The following is a 20,660-nucleotide window of genomic DNA, read 5'->3' on the forward strand; positions in this document are numbered from 1 at the left end:
GTTGCCCGTTGAGCGGGAGGCTAGCGCCGGAGCGGCCGCTTCGGTAGGGCCTGTCCCGAGTCGGCCGTGTCGGCGGGGTCAGGCACCGTCCGCCGAGTTCAGCCGCTTGGCCTGGGCGCGGCCGACTTCGGCGGCGCGGTGCAGGTAGTCGGCGATGACGGCGAGCTCGGTGTCGGAGTAGCTCGCCAGGACGGCGCCGAAGGCGCGGCCCGGGGTCTCCCACGCGGCGCCGATCCGGTCGCGGGCGGCGGGGGAGAGGGCGACGAGGGAGCGGCGGCGGTCGTTCGGGTCGGCGTGCCGCTCGACGATGCCGGCCTTGACCATGCGATCCACCAGGCGGGTGGCGGAACCGGAGGTCAGGCCGGTGAGACGGGCGATGTCACCGGTGCTGACGGGCGCGGGCTCCATGTCGAGGAGGGCGACGCACTGCATGTCGGTGGGGTGCAGGCCGACGTGGTCGGCCATGGCCTGGTTGAAGAGCGAGTAGTCGGCGTAGTGCCGCTGGCTCTCGGTGACGATGCGCGCGAGCAGCTCGGCGCGGGTCCACTCATCACTCGAACGAGCGTAATCCGTTGACATCGGCTTCTCCGTGGTCCAAATTTATCTGTGTGACGCAGAGATTGCGTCACACAGAATCTGCGTCACGATCTCAGTCTAGAGCAGGAAGAACAGGAATCCGCCATGTCGAACGCTTCCAAGGTCCCGCAGGTCCCGCAGGTCCCGCGCGCCCCGCAGGCCCCGCACGCCCCGCAGGTCCTCGTCACCGGTGGCCGCGGCTCCGTCGCCCGGGGGCTCGTGTCCCTCCTCGCCGCCCACGGAGTCCCGTACCGCCTCGCATCCCGCGAGCCGGACACGCCCGGCACCGTCCACTGCGACCTCTCCGATCCCGCGACCTTCCCCGAGGCCCTCGCCGGCGTCCGCGCCGTCTTCCTCTATGCGGAGGCCGCCGCCATCGACGCCTTCGTGAAGGAGGCCGTCGGCGCCGGCGTCGAACACGTCGTCCTGCTGTCCTCCTCCTCGGTCCTCGCCCCCGGCGCCGCCGACAGCCCCCTCGCCGCCTCCCATCTCGCGGTGGAGCAGGCCCTCCTCGCCTCCCCGCTGCGCACGACCCTGCTGCGCCCCGGATCCTTCGCGAGCAATGCCCTCGGCTGGGCCTGGGCGACGAAATCGGGTCGCCCGGTCCGGCTGCCGTACCCGGGTGCGTACAGCGACCCGGTCCACGAGAGCGATCTCGCCGAAGCCGCCTGCGCGGTGCTCACCGACCCCTCGCTCGGGGGCCGCGCGTACACCCTGACCGGGCCGCGGACGCTGACCTTCGCGGCGCAGCTGGCGATACTGGGCGAGGCCGTGGGCCGCCCCATACCCTTCGAGGCCGTCTCGCGGGAGCAGTGGAAGGCCGAGGTCGACGGCTCCATACCGGGCCCGTACGCGGAGGCCCTGCTCGACTACTGGTCCGCCTCGGACGGCCTCCCGGTCGCCCTCACCGACGACCTGCAGCGCCTCACCGGCCGCCCTCCGCGCACCTTCGACACCTGGTCCACGGAGCACGCGGACGCCTTCCGCTCCTAGGACCCCGGTCCGGGGAAACGCAGAAGGCCCCGGTCCGCTTTCACGGAACGAGGCCTTCTTGCAGGGTGAGTGACGGGACTTGAACCCGCGGCCACCTGGACCACAACCAGGTGCTCTACCAACTGAGCTACACCCACCATGTCCGGTCGGAAAACCGACCGGCCGAAGAAAAGGGTACAGGGTCCGGGAGGGTGCTCGCTCCCTCCTTTCCCCGCGCCCTTCTCCGGTGGGGGCTAGGCGCCGGGGACGACGTGCTTGGCGGCGATGGTGCGCGCCGTGTCCGAGTCCGGACCGGGCTGCGGTACGAAGACGGCTTCCCGGTAGTAGCGCAGCTCGGCGATGGACTCCTTGATGTCCGCGAGCGCCCGGTGGTTGCCGTTCTTCGGGGGGCTGTTGAAGTAGGCGCGCGGGTACCAGCGGCGGGCCAGCTCCTTGATCGAGGACACGTCCACGATCCGGTAGTGCAGGTAGCCCTCCAGTGCGGCCATGTCGCGCAGCAGGAAGCCGCGGTCGGTGCCGACCGTGTTTCCGCAGAGCGGGGCCTTGCGGGGTTCCTTCACGTGCTCCCGTACGTAGGCCAGGACCTGTGCCTCCGCGTCCGCGAGGGTGGTCCCGCCGGCCAGCTCGTCGAGCAGGCCGGACGACGTGTGCATCTCGCGCACCACGTCGGGCATGGTTTCCAGGGCCGCGTCCGGCGGGCGGATCACAATGTCCACGCCTTCGCCGAGCACGTTGAGCTCCGAGTCGGTGACCAGTGCGGCCACCTCGATAAGTGCGTCGTCCGTCAACGAGAGCCCGGTCATCTCGCAGTCGATCCACACCATGCGATCGTTCATGCGCCCCACCTTATGCGGAAGGTCCCCCGCATCGGTTACCGCCGATGCGGGGGACCTTCCGGGGACCTCGTTACGCGTGCTCGCGCAGCACCCGGCCCGGGGCGTACAGCTCCGTCACCGTGGGACCGGCCGCGGCCAGGGCCGCGGCCGCCCGCTGCGGCTGCGGAGTGCGCTGGTGCGGAACCGGCGACTCCGACAGCTGGGCCACCTGGGCCACGTCCGCCTGCGGGCGGCGGGCCCGGTAGGCGGAGCGGTAGGCGGCCGGGGAGGACCCCAGCTGGCGGCGGAAGTGACCGCGCAGGGCGACCGGCGAGCGGAACCCGCAGCGTCCGGCGACCTCGTCGACCGAGTAGTCGGAGGTCTCCAGCAGCCGCTGCGCCTGGAGCACCCGCTGGGTGATCAGCCACTGCAGCGGAGCACTGCCGGTGAGCGAGCGGAACCGCCGGTCGAAGGTGCGCCTGCTCATGTAGGCGCGCGCCGCCAGCGTCTCCACGTCGAACTGCTCGTGGAGGTGTTCCAGCGCCCAGGCGACGACCTCGGCCAGCGGGTCGGCGCCGATCTCCTCCGGCAGCGACCGGTCGAGGTAGCGCTCCTGGCCGCCCGTACGGCGCGGCGGGACGACGAGCCTGCGGGCCAGTGCCCCGGCCGCCTCGCTGCCGTGGTCCGTGCGCACGATGTGCAGGCACAGGTCGATTCCGGCCGCGGTGCCCGCGGACGTCAGCACGTCGCCGTCGTCGACGAACAGCTCGCGCGGATCGACGTGGACGGACGGGTAGCGCTTGGCCAGCGTCGGCGCGTACATCCAGTGCGTCGTCGCGGGCCGGCCGTCCAGCAGACCGGCGGCGGCGAGCACGAATGCCCCCGTGCACAGTCCGACGATCCGGGCCCCCTCCTCGTGCGCCAGACGCAGCGCGTCGAGCGCCTCCGGCGGCGGCGGTGAGGTGATGGAACGCCACGCGGGAACGACGACCGTGCCTGCCCGGGCGATCGCCTCCAACCCGTATGGCGCGGTCAGCTCGAGTCCGCCGGTGGTCCGCAGCGGACCGTCCTCACCGGCGCACACGAGCAGTCGGTAGCGTGGAACTCCCGCGTCCTGCCGGTCAATGCCGAACACGGAAAGTGGAATGGAGCTCTCGAAGATCGGTCCGCCGCTGAAGAGCAGCACCGCGACGATCTCCCTGCGGCGACGCCCCGCGAGCTTCCTGCCGTCAACGACGACGGCGGTGGAATCCTGGCTCATGGCGCTAAGCCCCCCTTGGGTGTCGCGACTCCTTGGTCTGGTCGCACCTGCACGTATCCCCTCGGCCTTGCACGTGGCTCCCCCGCCGTAAATACATGATCGAATCTACTGCGTCCCGTGGTGTCGGCGTGACAAGTTCAGCACGCAGCGCTATGTCGACTTGGCAACTTGGCGAAAAGCATTCGATCAGGAAGCGTTCCACTCCGCTACCCGGGTGGAAAGCGCACTGTCCGGCCATGGCCAGTACTCGTAGGGTCAACGTGGCCTTGTGACGCCGTAGTCGCTGATGGTGAGGGGGGTGGGGGGACATTCCGGCAAGGGGGGTGACCTGCCGGGAAGTTGGCTGAAAACATGCGGGTGTGGATGTGCGAATCGGTCAGTCGTGAGAGGACATCCCGCCGGAAACCTGACATCCGCGCTGGCTTCCGGCCCCGGCGCGCGAGTGCCGGCCCCGCTGCGCGGGCGTCAATCGGTCCTCCACGAGGACCCGCGCGGCATTCCGCTCCGTCTGCTCGGAGTGGCGCAGCAGCACCCGGCAGGCCGCCGTGACGGCCGCCAGGCCGAGGGTGGCGACGGCGGCCCCGCCGAAGGAGGTTCCGTAGACGACGAGGACCACGGGGACGAGCAGGCAGCTGAAGGCGGCCCAGCGCACCACGTCACCCGCGGGGTCCTCGTGGGGCCGCCGGGCGGCCTGCACGGACGGGTGAAGAGGAGGGGGCGGCATGTGGACGGACTGCGTCGGCTGAGCGGGCGACTGAGCGGGCTGGACGGGGTGAACCGGACGACCGGGCACGGCGTGCTCCCTGCGGGCTCTTCCTGGACGGTCGGACTCGTGTCCAACGGCGTCCGGCGCGGCTCGGTCACTGCGCGCACGGGTGGCACCCACCCGATGGGGTGCATCTCGTTACTGGCTGTAGGGGGCAGCGGACATTGCCAAGGAGGCGTGGCTGCGGCATGCTCCCTGGGACGCTCTCCAAGGGCGGCATGACCTGTGCAGCACGGGAGTGTCGCCGTACCCTGGTGGGTATGGGCTTGGGAAGATGCTTCCCGGACAGAGCTCGGTCACACTGAGTTGTCGTTTTCTGGAATCGTCCCGATTGAATCGTCGCTTCCGCCTACTGGCGCCCCGTCCGCTTGTCCCTTCCCCTGAGGACCTCTTCGCCGAGACACCCATGGCCGGTCACGAATTCTCCGAACCCGCGGACCGCAAGCGCAAACGCCTCGCCGATCCAGAATCGGCCGACCTGCGCGCGGTGGAACAACCACGTCATCCCTGCGACCCGGCCTTCCGGCACGGGGTCGTGGTGGGCTTCGACGGATCCACGTCCAGCGAGCGCGCCCTCGCGTACGCGATCGGCATGGCCCGTCGCTCAGGCTCCGGTCTGATCATCGTCCACGTCGCCAACCGGCTGCCCACCACCGTGTGGGCCGGCTGCGAGCCGCCGGTCTTCGTGGACGTGCCGGACCATCGCACCGAGGTGCTGGGGCTGGAGCTGGCCTGCGCGGACTACCTGTCCGAGGTTCCGTGGATCCTTGTCGAGCGGGGCGGGGACATCTGCCACGAGCTGGAGGAGGTCGGCCGGGAGTACTCGGCGGACGCCATCGTGGTCGGCTCCACGCACGGGATCGTCGGCCGGATCTTCGGATCGGTGGCGGGCCGGCTGGCGAAGCGGGCGCAGCGACCGGTCGTTGTCATCCCGTAACCGACCGTATGTCGATTGTGCGGTTGTGCACCCCCATGTAAGGGGTAGATAAAGGCTGCTGGGACGCAGCAAACAACTGCAGATCGAAGGGAGCCCGCCGTGGACAATGGTGTCTCTGCGGGAAGCACGGCCTCGACTTCGACCCTCGGGCACATCGCCCTGGGTCTCACCCTTCTCGCGTTCGGTATCGGCACCACCGGCATCATCGACGGTGTGACCGTGGCCAACTCCGTGTCGCTCGCGACGTTCCTCGGCGGACTCGCCCTGTTCGTCCTCGGAATCCTCGAATACCGCGGCGGCAACGGCTTCAACGGCACGGCGTTCGCCGGCATCGGAGCCTTCTGGTTCACCTGGGCCAACGGAGCCGACGGAAAGGTTTCGGCACACGCGGCCGGACTGTTCCTCGTCCTGTTCGCCATGCTGGCGCTGACCCTGACCGTCTCGGCCGCGCGCGGGCTGTTCGGCCAGGGCGTGTACGGCCTGTTCACCCTCGCCCTGCTGCTCCTGGCGATAGGCAGCTTCGCCGGGAACGACGGGCTGGGCAAGGCGGCCGGCTGGGTGGCGGCGCTCGCCGGACTGCTCGCCTGGTACGGAGCCACGGCGGCGCTGGCGAGCTGGCCGATGGCGTACGACAAGCGTTCTCGCGGCGCGGTCGCCGCGAGCTGACGCACGCACCACGCTCCACACGAAAAGGCCCCCGGCGGATCCCCGGGGGCCTTCCTCGTGCGCGCCGTCTGCGCCCGGTGCCGGTGCGGCCTACTCGACGGTGACGGACTTCGCCAGGTTGCGCGGCTTGTCGATGTCCCGGCCCATGGCCAGGGCGGTGTGGTACGCCAGCAGCTGCAGCGGGATGCCCATCAGGATCGGGTCCAGCTCGTCCTCGTTCTTGGGCACGAGGATCGTGTGGTCGGCCTTCTCCTGCTTGGTGTGGGCGACCGCCAGGATCCGGCCGCTGCGGGCCTTGATCTCCTCCAGCGCCGCGCGGTTCTTCTCCAGCAGGTCGTCGTCCGGGACGATCGCGACCGTCGGCAGGGACGGCTCGATGAGGGCGAGCGGGCCGTGCTTGAGCTCGGAGGCCGGGTAGGCCTCGGCGTGGATGTAGGAGATCTCCTTGAGCTTCAGGGAGGCCTCCAGGGCCACCGGGTAGCCCCGGACGCGGCCGATGAACATCATCGACTTGGCCTCGGCGTACTCGGCGGCCAGCTTCTTGATGTCTTCCTCGCCGTCCAGGATCTCCTGGATCTGCGCGGGCAGCTTGCGCAGGCCGTCGATGATCCGCTTGCCGTCGGTGACGGACAGGTCGCGGATGCGGCCCAGGTGCACGGCGAGCAGCGCGAAGGCCACGACCGTGTTGGTGAAGCACTTGGTGGAGACGACGCAGACCTCGGGGCCGGCGTGCACGTACACGCCGCCGTCGGCGGCGCGGGCGATCGCGGAGCCGACCACGTTGACCACGCCGAGGACGCGGGCGCCCTTGCGCTTGAGCTCCTGCACGGCCGCGAGCACGTCGTACGTCTCACCGGACTGGGAGACCGCGATGTAGAGGGTGTCGGGGTCCACGACCGGGTTGCGGTAGCGGAACTCCGAGGCGGGCTCGGCGTCCGCGGGGATGCGGGCCAGGCTCTCGATGAGGCCCGCACCGATCATGCCGGCGTGGTACGAGGTGCCGCAGCCCAGGATCTTGACGCGGCGGATGCCGCGCGCCTCGCGCGGGTCCAGGTTCAGACCGCCCAGGTGGACGGTGCTGAAGCGGTCGTCGATCCGGCCGCGCAGGACGCGGTCGACCGCGTCGGCCTGCTCGGAGATCTCCTTGTGCATGTACGTGTCGTGGCCGCCCATGTCGTAGGAGGCGGCCTCCCACTCCACGGTCTCGGGCGTGGCGGTGGTCGTCGTACCGGAGGTGGTGTAGGTCCGGAAGTCGTCGGCCTTCAGGGTCGCCATCTCGCCGTCGTCGAGGGTGACGATCTGGCGGGTGTGGGCGACGAGCGCGGCGATGTCCGAGGCGACGAACATCTCCTTCTCGCCGATGCCGAGGACGACCGGGGAGCCGTTGCGGGCGACGACGATGCGGTCGGGGAAGTCGGCGTGCATGACGGCGATGCCGTACGTGCCCTCGACGACCTTGAGCGCCTCGCGGACCTTCTCCTCCAGGGTGTCGGCCTGGGCGCGGGCGATGAGGTGCACGAGCACCTCGGTGTCGGTCTCCGAGAGGAAGACGACCCCGTCGGCCTCCAGCTTCGAGCGCAGCTCGGAGGCGTTGTCGACGATGCCGTTGTGGACGACGGCGACCTTGTTGTCGGCGTCCAGGTGCGGGTGGGAGTTGAGGTCGCTCGGGGCGCCGTGGGTGGCCCAGCGGGTGTGGGCGATGCCGGTGGTGCCGGCGAAGCGCTTGGGTACCCGGGACTCCAGCTCGCGCACGCGGCCCTTGGCCTTGACGACCTTCAGGGCGGCGGCCTTCGGGCTGTTGACGACGATGCCCGCGGAGTCGTATCCGCGGTACTCCAGTCGCTGCAGCCCCTCCAGCAGCAGCGGTGCCACGTCACGCTTGCCGATGTAACCCACGATTCCGCACATAAGGTCTTTCCCCTCCTGAAGTTCGGTTGTTCCTGCCGCTGCCCCTGCAGCGTCCCGGCGCGCGGCCGGGGGTGGTGCTCGGCCGTTGCTCAGCCGTAGACGATGCGGCGCAGTTGCCGGAGCGAGAGCTCCGGCGGCGCCACGGCGCGGTGCGGCAGTTCGCCCGCGATCCGCTCGAAGATGTCCGCGTTGACCGCGCCCCCGGACTGGAGCTCACGGTGGCGCCTGCGGACGAACTCCTCGGTGCTCTCGTCGAAGTACGCGAGGACGTCGAGCACCACTCGGGCGGCTTCGCCCCGCTGGAGCGAGGTGCTGCGCACCAAGTGGTCGACGAGGTCCTCGTGCGACGGGCGGCGGTCGGGCATTCGTCGATATTGGCGGCATGGACCGGAGAACGCAAAAATCCTGCCCGGAATCGGGCAGGATCGCGCTGGTCTGGACCAGGAGAAGGGTGAATTCTGGTCCTCGATGCTCAGAAACGACCCAAAATCGCCGCTTTCGCCGTCGTGAACTCCTCGGCCGTGAGGATCCCAGCCTGATGCAGCTCTCCCAGCTCGCGCAGCCGGCGCAGCAGGGCGTCGTGGTCCTCCGCCGGGGCGAGGACCGGGGCGGCGGCCGGGGCGGCCTCCGGCTCGGCCCGCGGCCGGGCGGCGGCCCCGGACGGGAGCTCCGGGGAGGCCGCGGGAGCCGCCGGGTGCGGCATGCGCACCGCGACCGCCGCCGCGACCAGTGCCATCAGGGGGTCCTTCTTGAAGCCGAACAGCTCCACCGTGTACGGGTCGTACTTCGGCGCCGCGCTCTGGCCGGCGCCGGCCAGGGCGAAGCGGATCCACCCGTTGTCCAGCCCCCGCGACGGGGCCCACTCCACCGACCGCAGGTCCGCGACCCTGAACTCCCGCGCCCCGCCGGAGCGCTTGGCCTCCTCCGTCGTCCAGTTCCACTCCAGGGACACCCGGTCCCCGTCGAAGGCCACCGTCCCGTCGCCCGCACCGACCGTGATCGGCACCGCGGGACCCGGCAGGAGGTAGGAGCCGACGGGCCCGGCGTCCACCTGGTCCAGCAGCAGGGCGTTGCGCACCTCGTCCACGAAGTACTCCGCCACCCCGCCGCGGTCCGGCTCCACGGTCAGCCGGTACGGATCCGAGGCCTCCGGCAGCCGGCCGCCCGTCACCTGGAGCAGCGGGTCGGCGCCGTCACGCAGCCGCAGGCGCAGCCGGCCCGCCTTGCGCCCCGGTTCGTAGGAGATCCCGGCCAGCGCGCGCAGCGGGACGAGCACCTCGCCCAGCGTCTGGCGCAGCAGGCCCACCCCCTTGTCGCGGCCCGGCACGATGCGCACCGCGTCCCCGTCGAAGGTCCATGTGCCGTCCTTCTGGATGATTTCCGCCATCCCCGGATTCTTGCATCGGCCCCGGAGGCCCCGTTGGCCTATACCTATGCGCATGAGAGTCCCGCGACGCATGCTCGCCGCCCTCCTGGTCCTCGCCGCCGTCCCCGCGGCCGCCTCCTGCAGCAGCGCCGCGAGGGGGGACGACGCCCGGCCCGGCGACGAGCCGCCCGTCGCGCTCGCGCCCTACCAGCGGCTCCTGCCCGCACCCGTCTCCGCCCGGGCCGGGGGCCCGGGGTACGCCTTCGGCCCGGGCACGGTCATCCGTACCGGCCCGACCGGCGACGAGGAGGTCCGCAAGGTCGGCGAACTCCTCGCCGAGCAGCTGCGCGGCCCCAGCGGGCTGCCGCTGCCGGTGGTCGACGGAGCGGACGGCGACGGGATCCGGCTGCGGATCGACGGGTCCGCCAAGGACGCGGCGGGGGCGGGGGAGGAGGGTTACCGGCTGGAGTCGGGGCCCGGCGGGGTCACCCTCACCGCCCGTACGCCCGCGGGTCTCTTCCACGCCGGCCAGACGCTGCGCCAGCTCCTGCCGGTGTCCGGCCCGGGGACGGTGCCGGGCGGCACGGTCACCGACGCGCCCCGCTTCGCGTACCGCGGGGCGATGGTGGACGTGGCCCGCCACTTCTTCCCGGTCGAGCAGGTCAAGCGGTACGTCGATCAGCTCGCGCAGTACAAGGTCAACACCCTGCACGTGCACCTGACCGACGACCAGGGCTGGCGGATCGCGATCGACTCCTGGCCCCGGCTGGCGGAGCACGGGGGCGCGAGCGAGGTCGGCGGCGGCCCCGGCGGGCACTGGACGAAGGAGGAGTACCGGGACCTGGTGGCGTACGCCGCGGAGCGGTACGTGGACGTGGTCCCGGAGATCGACATGCCCGGCCACGTGAACGCCGCGCAGGCCGCCTACGCGGAGCTGAACTGCGACGGCAAGGCGCGCGAGCACTACACCGGGGTCAAGGTCGGCTTCAGCTCGCTGTGCGTGGCGAAGGAGCGGACCTACGAGTTCATCGACCAGGTGCTGGGGGAGATCGCGGAGCTGACCCCCGGCGAGTACCTGCACATCGGCGGCGACGAGGCGCACTCCACGCCCGCGGCGGACTACGCGGCCTTCATGGAGCGGGCGCAGGCGGTCGTGGCGAAGCACGGCAAGACGGTGGTGGCCTGGCACCAGCTCGCGACGGCCCGTCCGGCCCCGGGCGCGGTGCTCCAGTACTGGGGCCACGACCGTACGGCGGCGGCCGAGAAGGCCGCGGTGAGCGCGGCGGCCAAGGCGGGCAGCCCGGTGATCCTGTCCCCGGCGGACCGGCTCTACCTGGACATGAAGTACGACAAGGAGACGAAGCCGGGCCTGGCCTGGGCCGGGTACGTACCGGTGCGCCGCGCCTACGACTGGGACCCCGGGTCCTACCTGACGGGACTCCCCGAGTCCGCGGTCCTCGGTGTGGAGGCCCCGCTGTGGACGGAGAACGTCGCGAGCCGGGGCGACTGGGAGCTGATGGCCTTCCCCCGCGTCCTGGGCCTCGCGGAACTGGGCTGGTCCCCCGCGGCCACCCACGACTGGACCGCGTACCGGCTGCGGCTGGCCGCCCAGGCCCCGCGCCTGGACGCCCAGGACATCACCTACTTCCGTGCCCCGGACGTGCCGTGGCAGTAGGTCCGGGGACGGGGCGCCCGGCCACAGCACTAGAGGGCCGCCGTCGGGGTTTCGTCCGGGGCCCGGCCCGCGTAGGCCTCGGCGAGGAGGTCTTCCTCCGTGGCGCCGAGGCGCCAGTAGCCGGTGAAGCGGACGGCGCGGCGGTCCAGGGCGCAGTCCTGGACGAAGTGTCTGCGGACCGCCCGGATCGTCGCGGACTCGCCCGCGATCCAGGCGTACGGGGCTTCGCTCGCGGGCCGTTCGGCCGTGCGCAGGGCGTCCAGGACGCGGTCGGTGCGCTCGTGGCCGGTGCCGGGGTCCCGGACGATCCAGGTGATGTCCGCGCCGGCGGGCGTCGGGAGGTACAGGCGGTCCTCCTCGTGCGGGACCTCGAACCAGGCCCTGACCGGGGTGCCCGGGGGGAGCCGGTCCAGGATGGCGGCGGCCGCGGGCAGGGCGGTCTCGTCGGCGTAGAGGAGGACCGCGTCGGTGGCGGCGGGGGGCTGGAAGCGTACGGACTTGTTCTCCGCGACGGCCGGGCCGATGGCCATGATCCGGCGGCCGGTGACCGCGCGGCCCGCCCAGGAGGAGGCGGGGGAGGAGCTGCCGTGCAGGACGAAGTCGATGTCCACCTCGTCCACGCCCGCGGGGGTCCGGCGCTGTTCGCGGACCGTGTACGAGCGCATCACCGGACGCTCCTCGCCCGGCATCCCGCGCCAGTCCGCGAACCAGGTGTCCTCGTCCGTGGAGGGCAGCACCGTGTGCTCCCGGCCGGCGGGCGGCAGGAAGAGGGACAGGCTCTGGTCGTAGCCGCCCGAGCGGAACTCCGCCAGGGACGCGCCGCCGAAGGTGATCCGGAGGAAGGAGCGGCCGAGGCGGCGCGTGCGGAGCACTTCGAGGGAGAAGAAGCGGAAGTGAGGAATCGATTCCGCGGGTGCGGGTGCGGGTGCCGGTGCGGAGGCGTCGGGTGCGGCGGTCATGCGGAGGGTCCCCCCTGGGATCGGCGATGACGGGCGAAGCAGAAGGCCCCGGCGCCCGGGCGAGGCGCCGAGGCCGGGGCCGGACGGGCAGCGGTCAGCTGACCTTCTTGGCGTTCTGGACGGCCTTGGTGAGCTCTTCGACGATCTGCGCGCACTTCTCGTAGGAGTAGATCGGCTCGGTCACGCGCGGGGTGATCTGGCCGGCCTTGACGGCCGGCATCTCGGCCCAGGTCGGCTTGGCCTTCAGCTCCTCCGGCTGGAGGGTGCCGGTGCGGTTGTCGAGGAGGATCACGTCGGCCCGGTACTTGCCGGCGTTCTCCCAGCTGAGGCTCTCGAAGAAGCCGCCCTCGACCTTGTCCGGGACGATGAACTCGACGCCGAGCGACTGGAAGTACTTCAGGTCGGCGGAGGTGGCCGGGGTGGAGACGTAGAACAGGTCGGCGGCGCCGGAACCGACGAGCACCTTGATGCCCGGGTTCGCCTTGGTGGCCTCGCGGAGCTTCGCGGAGGCGGCCTCGAAGCGGGCCTTGGCGTCGACGGTCTTCCTGGCGTTCAGATCGGCGCCCAGGGACTTGGCGAGGTCCGCGGTGCGGGCCAGGGCCTTGTCCATCGTGACGTCGCCGCCCACGCCGATCGCGGCGGCCGGGGCCAGCTTCAGGATCTTGTCCTTGGAGGCTTCCGGCAGGTACCAGTAGCTGTCCTTCTCCCAGGTGTTGGTCACCAGGAGGTCGGGCTGCAGGGCGGCGTACTTCTCGACGTTGAACTCGTCGTAGACGTTGCCGAGGATCTCGACCTTGGAGACGTCCATCGAGCCGGCCTGCACGTCGGCCTTGCCGTCGGCGGTCTTCGTCGGGCCGAACACGCCCTTGACGCCGACCCCGTAGTCGTAGAGCGCGGCGGCGGTGCCGGTGAAGGCGACGATGTTCTTCGGCGTGGACTTGGCGGTGACGTCCTTGCCCATGTCGTCCTTGAAGCTCCAGGCACCCGAGGCCGCGCTGCCGGTGCCCTTGCCCTCCGAGCCGTCCTTCGCGGAGTCGCTGCCGCCGCAGGCGGTGAGCGCCGCCACGAGGCCGAGGGCGCCGCCCGCCGCGATCAGGCCGCGGCGGGTGAGGAGGGAGGAACGGGACTTGGGCATGGAGATGTCCGCTTTCGTACGTACTGGGTGGCTCGGGCGTCGATAGGAAGGTTAGCCTAACCTTTGCTGAACGATAAAGGGCCCTCCTCACGGAGGGCCCCCGTACCGCACCACCTGTCGCCGCTAGGCGGAAAGTCCCAGCTCACGGGCGATCAGCATGCGCTGCACCTCGCTCGTGCCCTCGCCGATCTCCAGGATCTTCGAGTCGCGCCACATGCGGGCCACCGGGTACTCGTTCATGAACCCGTAGCCGCCGTGGATCTGGGTGGCGTCGCGCGCGTTGTCGACCGCCACCGTCGAGGAGTACAGCTTCGCGATGGCCGCCTCCTTCTTGAAGGGCTCCCCGGCCACGAGCCGGGAGGCCGCGTCGCGCCAGCCGACCCGGGCCATGTGGGCGCGCATCTCCATGTCCGCCAGCTTGAACTGGATGGCCTGGTTGTCGCCGATCGCCTTGCCGAAGGCGTGCCGCTCCTTGGCGTACTTCACCGACTCGTCCACGCAGCCCTGCGCCAGCCCCGTCGCGAGCGCGGAGATGGCCACGCGGCCCTCGTCGAGGATCCGCAGGAACTGGGCGTAGCCGCGGCCCTCTTCGCCGACCAGGTTGGCGAGGGGGACCCGTACGCCGTCGAAGGACAGCTCGCGGGTGTCCGAGGAGTTCCAGCCGACCTTGGAGTAGGGGGCGGCCACCGTGAAGCCGGGGGTGCCCGACGGGACGATGATCGAGGAGATCTCGGGGCGGCCGTCCGCCTTGCGGCCGGTGACCGCGGTGACGGTGACCAGGCCGGTGATGTCCGTACCGGAGTTGGTGATGAAGCACTTCGAGCCGTTGATGACCCACTCGTCGCCGTCGCGGACGGCGGTCGTACGGGTGCCGCCGGCGTCGGACCCCGCGCCCGGCTCGGTCAGGCCGAAGGCGCCGAGGATCTCGCCGGAGCACATCCGCGGCAGCCACTGCTGCTTCTGCTCCTCGGTGCCGAAGAGGTAGAGCGGCATCGCGCCCAGCGAGACGCCGGCCTCCAGGGTGATGGCGACCGAGGAGTCGACGCGGGCCAGCTCCTCCAGGGCGATGCCGAGGGCGAGGTAGTCGCCGCCCATGCCGCCGTACTCCTCCGGGAAGGGCAGGCCGAACAGGCCCATGCGGCCCATCTCGCGGACGATCTCGTACGGGAACTCGTGCCGCTCGTACAGGTCGCCGATCTTGGGCGCCACCACGTCGTGCGCGAACGCCTCTACGGTGCGGCGGAGTTCCTCGTGCTCGGGGGTGAGCCGGTAGTCGAGGGCCATGGTCTTCGTTACTCCTTGTGGGAGAGGGCGCGGACGGTACGGGAGGGGCTGGGTCGCCCCAGCTGCTCGGCCATCCACACGCTCGTGGCGGTGAGGGCGGCCAGATCGACCCCGGTCTCGATGCCGAGGCCGTCGAGCATCCAGACGAGGTCCTCGGTCGCGAGATTGCCGGTCGCGCTCTTGGCGTACGGGCATCCGCCGAGGCCGCCCGCGGAGGCGTCGACGGTGGTCACGCCGTGCTGGAGCGCGGCGAGTGTGTTGGTCAGGGCCTGGCCGTAGGTGTCGTGGAAGTGCACGCCGATCCGGTCGGTGCCGACGCCCGCCTCGTTGAGGGCGGACAGGAGGGTCTGCACGTGCCCCGGGGTGGCGACGCCGATGGTGTCGCCGAGGCTCAGCTCGTCGCAGCCGAGGTCGAGGAGGGCCCTGGCGACACCGACCACCTGGTGGACCGGGACCGGGCCCTCCCAGGGGTCGCCGAAGCACATGGAGAGGTAGCCGCGGACGTGCGCCTTGTGCTCCTTGGCGCGGGCCACGACGGGCTCGAACATTTCGAGGGACCCGGCGACGGTGCGGTTGAGGTTGCGGGAGGCGAAGGTCTCGGTGGCCGAACCGAACACCGCGATCCGGGTGGCCCCGAGCGCGAGCGCGCGGTCGAGGCCGCGGTCGTTGGGGACGAGGACCGGCAGCGCGGCCCGCACGTCGGCGAGCAGCGGGAACAGCTCGTCGGCGTCGGCCAGCTGGGGGACCCACCCGGGGTGCACGAAGCTGGTGGCCTCGATGGTGGTGAGTCCCGCGGCGGCCAGCCGGTGCACGAACTCGGCCTTCACCTGGGTCGGGACGGTCGTCTTCTCGTTCTGCAGACCGTCGCGCGCGCCCACCTCGTGGATCCGGACCCGGGCCGGGAGGCCCTCGTCCGCGAAGCTCATCGGAAGCCCGTTCATGCGTCCTTCGCCTCCTCGTCCGGGGTGACCACGGCCAGGACCTGGTCCATGGCGACCGTGGTGCCCGGGGTGACGTCGAGTTCGGTGACGGTGCCGGCGTGCGGGGCGGAGATGACGTGCTCCATCTTCATGGCCTCGACGACGAGCAGGCTCTGGCCGGCGGCCACCGTGTCGCCGACGGCGACCTTGACGACGGTGACGGTGCCGGGCATCGGGGCCGCGAGGGTGTTGGCGCCCGCGCTGGCCGCGCCCCGGGCTGCGACGGGGTCGTGGTTCTGCACGTGCCAGCTGTCCCCGTCGCGGCCGAACCAGGTTCCCTCCGGGGAGGCGGTGTGGCTGAAGCGGTGGGTGACCCCGTCGAGTTCCACCGTGAGGTGCGTGGGGCTGAGCGCGACGATCCGGCCCCGGGCCGGGGTGCTGGGGCTCCGCCCCAGACCCCGCGCCTCAAACGCCGGCGGGGCTGGATTTGGCCGGCCGCCGCCGTCGGGTGCGGGATCGGGCCGGTCGCCGCCGCTGGGTGCGGGATCGGGCCGGATGCCGTCGGCAGGTGCGGGATTGGGCTGGATCGCGTCGGCGTCGGCATCCGCGTCCAGGAGGAGCTCCGTGTCCGGGCCCGTGCCGGCGGGGCGGGTGCGGATCGTGACCGGGTCCTGGCCCGGGAGGCGGAAGTGGCGGACCGTCCAGGCGGGGGTGCCGCCGAGGCGCCAGCCGGTGGCGGCGTCGAAGGGGTCGACCCAGCCCCCGGCGGGGTTTCGGGAAGGGGCGGGGTGGGGGGACGAGCCCCCGGCCAGCAGCGCGGCCGCCGCGTACACCTCGTCGGGGGTCCCGTCGGGGAGGAGCTGCGCGAGGTCCCGCTCGACCAGGCCCGTGTCCAGGTCGCCCGACACCACGTCGGGGTGGGCCAGGAGGCGACGCAGGAAGCCCGTGTTGGTCTGGACGCCCAGGATCACGGTGTCCGCGAGGGCGCCGCGCAGTACGCGGAGCGCCGCCGCGCGGTCGGGACCGTAGGCGATGACCTTCGAGAGCATCGGGTCGTAGGTGGACCCGGTGTCGACCCCCGCCGCGAGGCCGGAGTCCGTGCGGACGGAGCCGCCGGAGGGCTCCGACAGGGCCAGCACCATGCCGCCGGAGGGCAGGAAGCCCCGCGACGGATCCTCCGCGCAGACGCGGGCCTCGATGGCGTGGCCGGTGAGGGTGACCTCGGACTGGCCGAAGCCCAGCTCCGCGCCGGCCGCGACCCGGAGCTGCTGCTCCACCAGGTCCAGGCCGGTGACGAGCTCGGTCACCGGGTGCTCCACCTGGAGCCGGGTGTTCATCTCCATGAAGAAGTACGAGGAGGGGTCCCCGCCCGGGACGATGAACTCCACCGTGCCCGCGCCGACGTACCCGCAGGACCGGGCCGCTTCCACCGCCGCCGCGCCCATCGAGGCCCGCAGCTCCGGCGTCAGCAGCACCGAGGGCGCCTCCTCGATCACCTTCTGGTGGCGCCGCTGGAGGGAGCACTCGCGCTCCCCGAGGTGGACCACGTTCCCGTGCGCGTCCGCCAGGACCTGGATCTCGATGTGCCGGGGCCGGTCCACCCAGCGCTCCACGAGCAGGGTGTCGTCGCCGAAGGAGGACCTCGCCTCGCGCCGGGCCGCCGCGATCTCCTCGCCGAGCAGCGCGGAGTCCCGTACCAGGCGCATGCCCTTGCCGCCGCCGCCCGCCGAGGGCTTCAGCAGCACCGGCATGCCGATCTTCTCGGCGGCGGCGGTCAGTTCGGCGTCGGACAGCCCGCTGCCGGAGGAGCCGGGGACCACGGGCACGCCCGCGGCCTTGACGGTCTCCTTGGCGCGGATCTTGTCGCCCATGAGGGAGATCGCCGAGGCCGGCGGCCCGATGAAGGCGAGGCCCGCGTCCGTGCAGGCCGCCGCGAAGGCGGCGTTCTCGGCGAGGAAGCCGTAGCCGGGGTGGACGGCCTCGGCGCCGGTGCGCCGGGCGGCGTCCAGGAGCCGCTCCACCGACAGGTAGCTCTCGGCGGCCGCCGCCGGGCCGATCCGGACGGCCGTGTCGGCCTCCCGCACGTGCCGGGCGTCCGCGTCCGCGTCGCTGAAGACGGCCACCGAGCGGATGCCGAGCTCGCGCAGGGTGCGGATGACCCGGACCGCGATCTCGCCCCGGTTCGCCACCAGAACAGTGCTGAACATCGAAGAAGTCCTCACGTCACATGCGGAAGATGCCGAAGCCCGAGTCGCTCAGGGGAGCGTTCGCGCAAGCCGTCAGGGCCAGTCCCAGCACCTGCCGGGTCTCCATCGGGTCGATGACCCCGTCGTCCCACAGCCGCGCCGTGGCGTAGTAGGCGTTGCCCTGTTCCTCGTACTGCGCCCGGACCGGGGCCTTGAAGGCCTCCTCGTCCTCGGCCGGCCACTCCTGGCCCGCGCCCTCGATCTGGTCGCGCTTGACCGTCGCCAGGACGGAGGCCGCCTGCTCGCCGCCCATCACCGAGATCTTGGCGTTGGGCCACATCCACAGGAAGCGGGGGCTGTACGCCCGCCCGCACATCGAGTAGTTGCCCGCGCCGTACGAGCCGCCGACCACCACCGTGAGCTTCGGGACCCGGGTGCAGGCCACGGCCGTGACCATCTTGGCGCCGTGCTTGGCGATGCCGCCCGCCTCGTAGTCCCGGCCGACCATGAAGCCGGAGATGTTCTGGAGGAAGAGCAGCGGGATGCCGCGCTGGTCGCACAGCTCGATGAAGTGCGCGCCCTTCTGGGCCGATTCGGAGAACAGGATGCCGTTGTTGGCGACGATGCCGACCGGGTGGCCGTGGATCCGGGCGAAGCCGGTGACCAGGGTCTGCCCGAACTCCGCCTTGAACTCCTGGAAGCGGGAGCCGTCCACGATCCGGGCGATGATCTCGCGGGCGTCGTAGGGGGTCCGGGAGTCGACGGGGACCGCGCCGTAGAGACCGTACGGGTCCACCTTGGGCTCCGCGGGAGCCTCGACCGACCAGGGCAGGGCCCCGCGCCCGGGCAGGGTCGCCACGATGTTCCGTACGATCCGCAGCGCGTGGGCGTCGTCCTCCGCGAGGTGGTCGGTGACCCCGGAGACCCGGGAGTGGACCTCGCCGCCGCCCAGCTCCTCGGCCGTGACCACCTCGCCGGTGGCGGCCTTCACCAGCGGCGGGCCGCCGAGGAAGATCGTGCCCTGGCCGCGGACGATGACGGCCTCGTCGCTCATCGCGGGCACGTACGCGCCGCCCGCCGTGCAGGAGCCGAGGACGGCGGCGATCTGCGGGATGCCGGCCCCCGACATGCGGGCCTGGTTGTAGAAGATGCGGCCGAAGTGGTCCCGGTCGGGGAAGACCTCGTCCTGCATGGGGAGGAAGGCGCCGCCCGAGTCGACCAGGTAGAGGCAGGGGAGACGGTTCTCCAGGGCCACTTCCTGGGCGCGCAGGTGCTTCTTCACGGTCATCGGGTAGTACGTGCCGCCCTTGACGGTGGCGTCGTTCGCGACGATCACGCACTCGCGGCCGCTGACCCGGCCGATGCCGGCGATGACCCCGGCGGCCGGGGCCGCGCCCCCGTACATGCCCTCGGCGGCCAGCGGGGCCAGCTCCAGGAAGGGGGACCCGGGGTCGAGGAGGGCGTCCACGCGCTCGCGCGGCAGCAGCTTCCCGCGGGCGGTGTGGCGGGCGCGGGCCTTCTCGCCGCCGCCGAGCCGGGCCGCCTCCAGCCGGGCCCGCAGGCCCTCGGAGAGCTCGCGGTGGGCGGCCTCGTTGGCCCGCCAGGCATCGGACGCCGGATCGGCGGCGCTCGTCAGCACTGGTGCCTGCTGCATCGGTCGAGCTCCCTTGCTCGGTGCGCTCTTGTTAGTGAGCGTTAACGCATGTGGGACTTAGGTTAACGACCGCTAACGGCCCTGTCTAGAATGGATTCCCATGAGCACCAGAGCAGCCGCCCCGACCCGGCGCGAGCAGATCCTCGGCGAGGCTGCGCGCCTCTTCGCCGAGCGCGGTTTCCACGGCGTGGGCGTGGACGAGATAGGGGCCGCGGTGGGCATCAGCGGCCCCGGCCTGTACCGGCATTTCGCCGGCAAGGACGCGATGCTCGCCGAGCTGCTCGTCGGCATCAGCGAACGGCTGCTCACCGGCGGCCGCCGCCGGGTGGAGGAGGCCGCCGGTGACCCGTCCGGAGTACTGGCCTCCCTCATCGACGGCCACATCGACTTCGCGCTCGACGACCGGGCGCTGATCACCCTCCACGACCGGGAGCTGGACCGGCTGCGCGAGGCCGACCGCAAGCTCGTACGGCAGCTCCAGCGCCAGTACGTCGAGCTGTGGGTCGACGTCGTGCGCGAGCTGCACCCCGAGGTGGGGGAGGCCGAGGTGCGCGTCTCCGTGCACGCGGTCTTCGGCCTGCTCAACTCCACCCCGCACCTGGCGGCGCTCGGCCGGGACGCGACGGAGTCCCTGCTGCGACGGCTCGCGAACGGGGCCTTCGGGGCGCTGTCGGGATGACCGGGCGCGTCCGCAGGTCGGGATGGACGGGACGGCTCCGGGTGCTCGGCGGCAGAATGGGCCGCATGCCGAAGCCGATAGAGACGCCTGTGCCCAGCCGAGCCGAACTCGTCGACCACCTGGTCCGGACGCGGATCGCGGGGGACGTCGCCACTCCGCGCGACAACAACCTCGCCCACTACCGCAGGCTCGCCAACGGCGACCGGCACTACTGGCTGGGCCTGGAGCTGGGCGACCGCTGGACGGACGAGCAGGACGTGCTCGCGGTGATGGCCGAGCGGTGCGGCGTCGTGGACGACCCCGGCCATCGCGTCGGCCAGGACACCATCGACCCCGAGCTCACCGTGGCCGCCCTGGACCGGATGGCCGCGCGGCTGCGCAAGGCCGCGCTGGACCGGCAGCGCGTGCTGCTGGCGACGGGGCACCCGGGCGGTCTGCTGGACGTGCACCGGGCCACGGCCGACGCGCTGCGCGCCGCGGGCTGCGAGATCGTGGTGATCCCGCAGGGGCTGGTCGCCGACGAGGGCTCGGTGTGGCAGTTCGCGGACGTCGCGGTCCTGGAGCGGGGCGCGACGCTGTGGCACACGCACTCGCCGGAGCCGATGGCGGCGATCCTGGACGCGCTGGCGGCGCACGGCCGCCCCCAGCCCGACCTGGTCGTCGCCGACCACGGCTGGGCGGGATGTGCGGCGCAGCGGGGGCTGGATGCGGTGGGGTACGCCGACTGCAACGACCCGGCGCTCTTCCTGGCGGAGGCCGAGGGCACCCTCCAGGTGGCGGTGCCGCTCGACGACCACGTCCGCGACCCCCGCTTCTACGACCCGATGGTCGCGTACCTGCTGGCGGCGGCGGGCCTGCTGTAGCCCGGCCGGGGCGCGGC

Annotated in this window: 19 protein-coding genes and 1 tRNA gene; 6 read left to right on the top strand and 14 right to left on the bottom strand. The window is 71.9% G+C overall.

Annotation, left to right across the window (positions count from 1 at the left end; translation table 11 throughout):
• Positions 1-78: 78 nt before the first annotated feature.
• Positions 79-579, bottom strand: coding sequence for a MarR family winged helix-turn-helix transcriptional regulator (locus ACIA8F_RS17330; protein ID WP_399379615.1), 501 nt, complete (start codon positions 577-579; stop codon positions 79-81).
• A gap of 102 nt (positions 580-681) precedes the next feature.
• Between ACIA8F_RS17330 and ACIA8F_RS17335 the strand changes: the two genes are divergently transcribed.
• Positions 682-1,569 (top strand): NAD(P)H-binding protein, encoded by an 888-nt coding sequence (locus ACIA8F_RS17335; RefSeq protein WP_399379617.1) that lies wholly within the window; start codon positions 682-684, stop codon positions 1,567-1,569.
• Between the two features lie 64 nt (positions 1,570-1,633).
• On the opposite strand, the gene ACIA8F_RS17340 is transcribed toward ACIA8F_RS17335, so the two are convergent.
• From ACIA8F_RS17340 to ACIA8F_RS17355, 4 genes are all read right to left on the bottom strand, one after another.
• A tRNA-His gene (locus ACIA8F_RS17340) sits at positions 1,634-1,706 on the bottom strand.
• A gap of 96 nt (positions 1,707-1,802) precedes the next feature.
• Positions 1,803-2,405: an oligoribonuclease gene (gene orn, locus ACIA8F_RS17345; protein ID WP_266877785.1), complete on the bottom strand. Its 603-nt coding sequence runs from the start codon at positions 2,403-2,405 to the stop codon at positions 1,803-1,805.
• Between the two features lie 70 nt (positions 2,406-2,475).
• A complete protein-coding gene (locus tag ACIA8F_RS17350) occupies positions 2,476-3,645 on the bottom strand; it encodes a helix-turn-helix domain-containing protein (RefSeq protein ID WP_399379618.1) in 1,170 nt (389 codons plus the stop codon).
• Between the two features lie 376 nt (positions 3,646-4,021).
• Positions 4,022-4,438: a hypothetical protein gene (locus ACIA8F_RS17355; RefSeq protein ID WP_399379619.1), complete on the bottom strand. Its 417-nt coding sequence runs from the start codon at positions 4,436-4,438 to the stop codon at positions 4,022-4,024.
• A 379-nt stretch (positions 4,439-4,817) separates the two neighbouring features.
• Here ACIA8F_RS17355 and ACIA8F_RS17360 point away from each other — a divergent pair, with 379 nt between their 5' ends.
• Both ACIA8F_RS17360 and ACIA8F_RS17365 read left to right on the top strand, forming a co-directional pair.
• A complete protein-coding gene (locus ACIA8F_RS17360) occupies positions 4,818-5,348 on the top strand; it encodes a universal stress protein (RefSeq protein WP_214951587.1) in 531 nt (176 codons plus the stop codon).
• A gap of 99 nt (positions 5,349-5,447) precedes the next feature.
• On the top strand, positions 5,448-6,014 hold the full coding sequence (locus tag ACIA8F_RS17365) for an acetate uptake transporter (protein WP_399379621.1): 567 nt from the start codon (positions 5,448-5,450) through the stop codon (positions 6,012-6,014).
• 90 nt (positions 6,015-6,104) lie between these two features.
• Here ACIA8F_RS17365 and glmS read toward each other — a convergent pair whose 3' ends face one another.
• From glmS to ACIA8F_RS17380, 3 genes are all read right to left on the bottom strand, one after another.
• Positions 6,105-7,922 carry a glutamine--fructose-6-phosphate transaminase (isomerizing) gene (gene glmS / locus ACIA8F_RS17370; protein ID WP_399379623.1) on the bottom strand — a complete coding sequence of 606 codons (1,818 nt, stop codon included), beginning with the start codon at positions 7,920-7,922 and terminating at the stop codon, positions 6,105-6,107.
• A gap of 89 nt (positions 7,923-8,011) precedes the next feature.
• A complete protein-coding gene (locus ACIA8F_RS17375) occupies positions 8,012-8,287 on the bottom strand; it encodes a hypothetical protein (protein WP_274553198.1) in 276 nt (91 codons plus the stop codon).
• Positions 8,288-8,394: 107 nt separating this feature from the next.
• The gene (locus ACIA8F_RS17380; RefSeq protein ID WP_399379625.1) at positions 8,395-9,309 is read right to left on the bottom strand and encodes a DUF4429 domain-containing protein; all 915 of its coding nucleotides are present in this window, start codon (positions 9,307-9,309) and stop codon (positions 8,395-8,397) included.
• A 52-nt stretch (positions 9,310-9,361) separates the two neighbouring features.
• Between ACIA8F_RS17380 and ACIA8F_RS17385 the strand changes: the two genes are divergently transcribed.
• Positions 9,362-10,963, top strand: a complete 1,602-nt coding sequence (locus ACIA8F_RS17385; protein ID WP_399379626.1) for a beta-N-acetylhexosaminidase — start codon at positions 9,362-9,364, stop codon at positions 10,961-10,963.
• A gap of 29 nt (positions 10,964-10,992) precedes the next feature.
• On the opposite strand, the gene ACIA8F_RS17390 is transcribed toward ACIA8F_RS17385, so the two are convergent.
• The 6 genes from ACIA8F_RS17390 to ACIA8F_RS17415 all read right to left on the bottom strand — a co-directional run bounded on the left by ACIA8F_RS17390 (position 10,993) and on the right by ACIA8F_RS17415 (position 19,101).
• Complete coding sequence (locus tag ACIA8F_RS17390) at positions 10,993-11,922, bottom strand: siderophore-interacting protein (RefSeq protein WP_399379627.1); 930 nt, start codon at positions 11,920-11,922, stop codon at positions 10,993-10,995.
• 94 nt (positions 11,923-12,016) lie between these two features.
• The gene (locus tag ACIA8F_RS17395) at positions 12,017-13,057 is read right to left on the bottom strand and encodes an ABC transporter substrate-binding protein (RefSeq protein WP_399379628.1); all 1,041 of its coding nucleotides are present in this window, start codon (positions 13,055-13,057) and stop codon (positions 12,017-12,019) included.
• 123 nt (positions 13,058-13,180) lie between these two features.
• Positions 13,181-14,341 carry an acyl-CoA dehydrogenase family protein gene (locus ACIA8F_RS17400; protein ID WP_399379630.1) on the bottom strand — a complete coding sequence of 387 codons (1,161 nt, stop codon included), beginning with the start codon at positions 14,339-14,341 and terminating at the stop codon, positions 13,181-13,183.
• 8 nt (positions 14,342-14,349) lie between these two features.
• Positions 14,350-15,282 carry a hydroxymethylglutaryl-CoA lyase gene (locus ACIA8F_RS17405; RefSeq protein ID WP_399379632.1) on the bottom strand — a complete coding sequence of 311 codons (933 nt, stop codon included), beginning with the start codon at positions 15,280-15,282 and terminating at the stop codon, positions 14,350-14,352.
• Positions 15,279-17,468, bottom strand: a complete 2,190-nt coding sequence (locus ACIA8F_RS17410) for a biotin carboxylase N-terminal domain-containing protein (RefSeq protein WP_399379634.1) — start codon at positions 17,466-17,468, stop codon at positions 15,279-15,281. The genes ACIA8F_RS17405 and ACIA8F_RS17410 overlap by 4 nt, the downstream gene beginning before the upstream one ends.
• A 16-nt stretch (positions 17,469-17,484) precedes the next feature.
• Positions 17,485-19,101: a carboxyl transferase domain-containing protein gene (locus ACIA8F_RS17415; RefSeq protein WP_399379636.1), complete on the bottom strand. Its 1,617-nt coding sequence runs from the start codon at positions 19,099-19,101 to the stop codon at positions 17,485-17,487.
• 100 nt (positions 19,102-19,201) lie between these two features.
• Here ACIA8F_RS17415 and ACIA8F_RS17420 point away from each other — a divergent pair, with 100 nt between their 5' ends.
• Positions 19,202-19,780 carry a TetR/AcrR family transcriptional regulator gene (locus ACIA8F_RS17420; RefSeq protein WP_399379638.1) on the top strand — a complete coding sequence of 193 codons (579 nt, stop codon included), beginning with the start codon at positions 19,202-19,204 and terminating at the stop codon, positions 19,778-19,780.
• 65 nt (positions 19,781-19,845) lie between these two features.
• Positions 19,846-20,643, top strand: a complete 798-nt coding sequence (locus ACIA8F_RS17425; protein ID WP_399379639.1) for a phosphatase — start codon at positions 19,846-19,848, stop codon at positions 20,641-20,643.
• Positions 20,644-20,660 lie beyond the last annotated feature (17 nt).

It is taken from the genome of Streptomyces sp. NPDC051563 (genome assembly GCF_044454225.1).
Classification (GTDB): Bacteria; Actinomycetota; Actinomycetes; order Streptomycetales; family Streptomycetaceae; genus Streptomyces.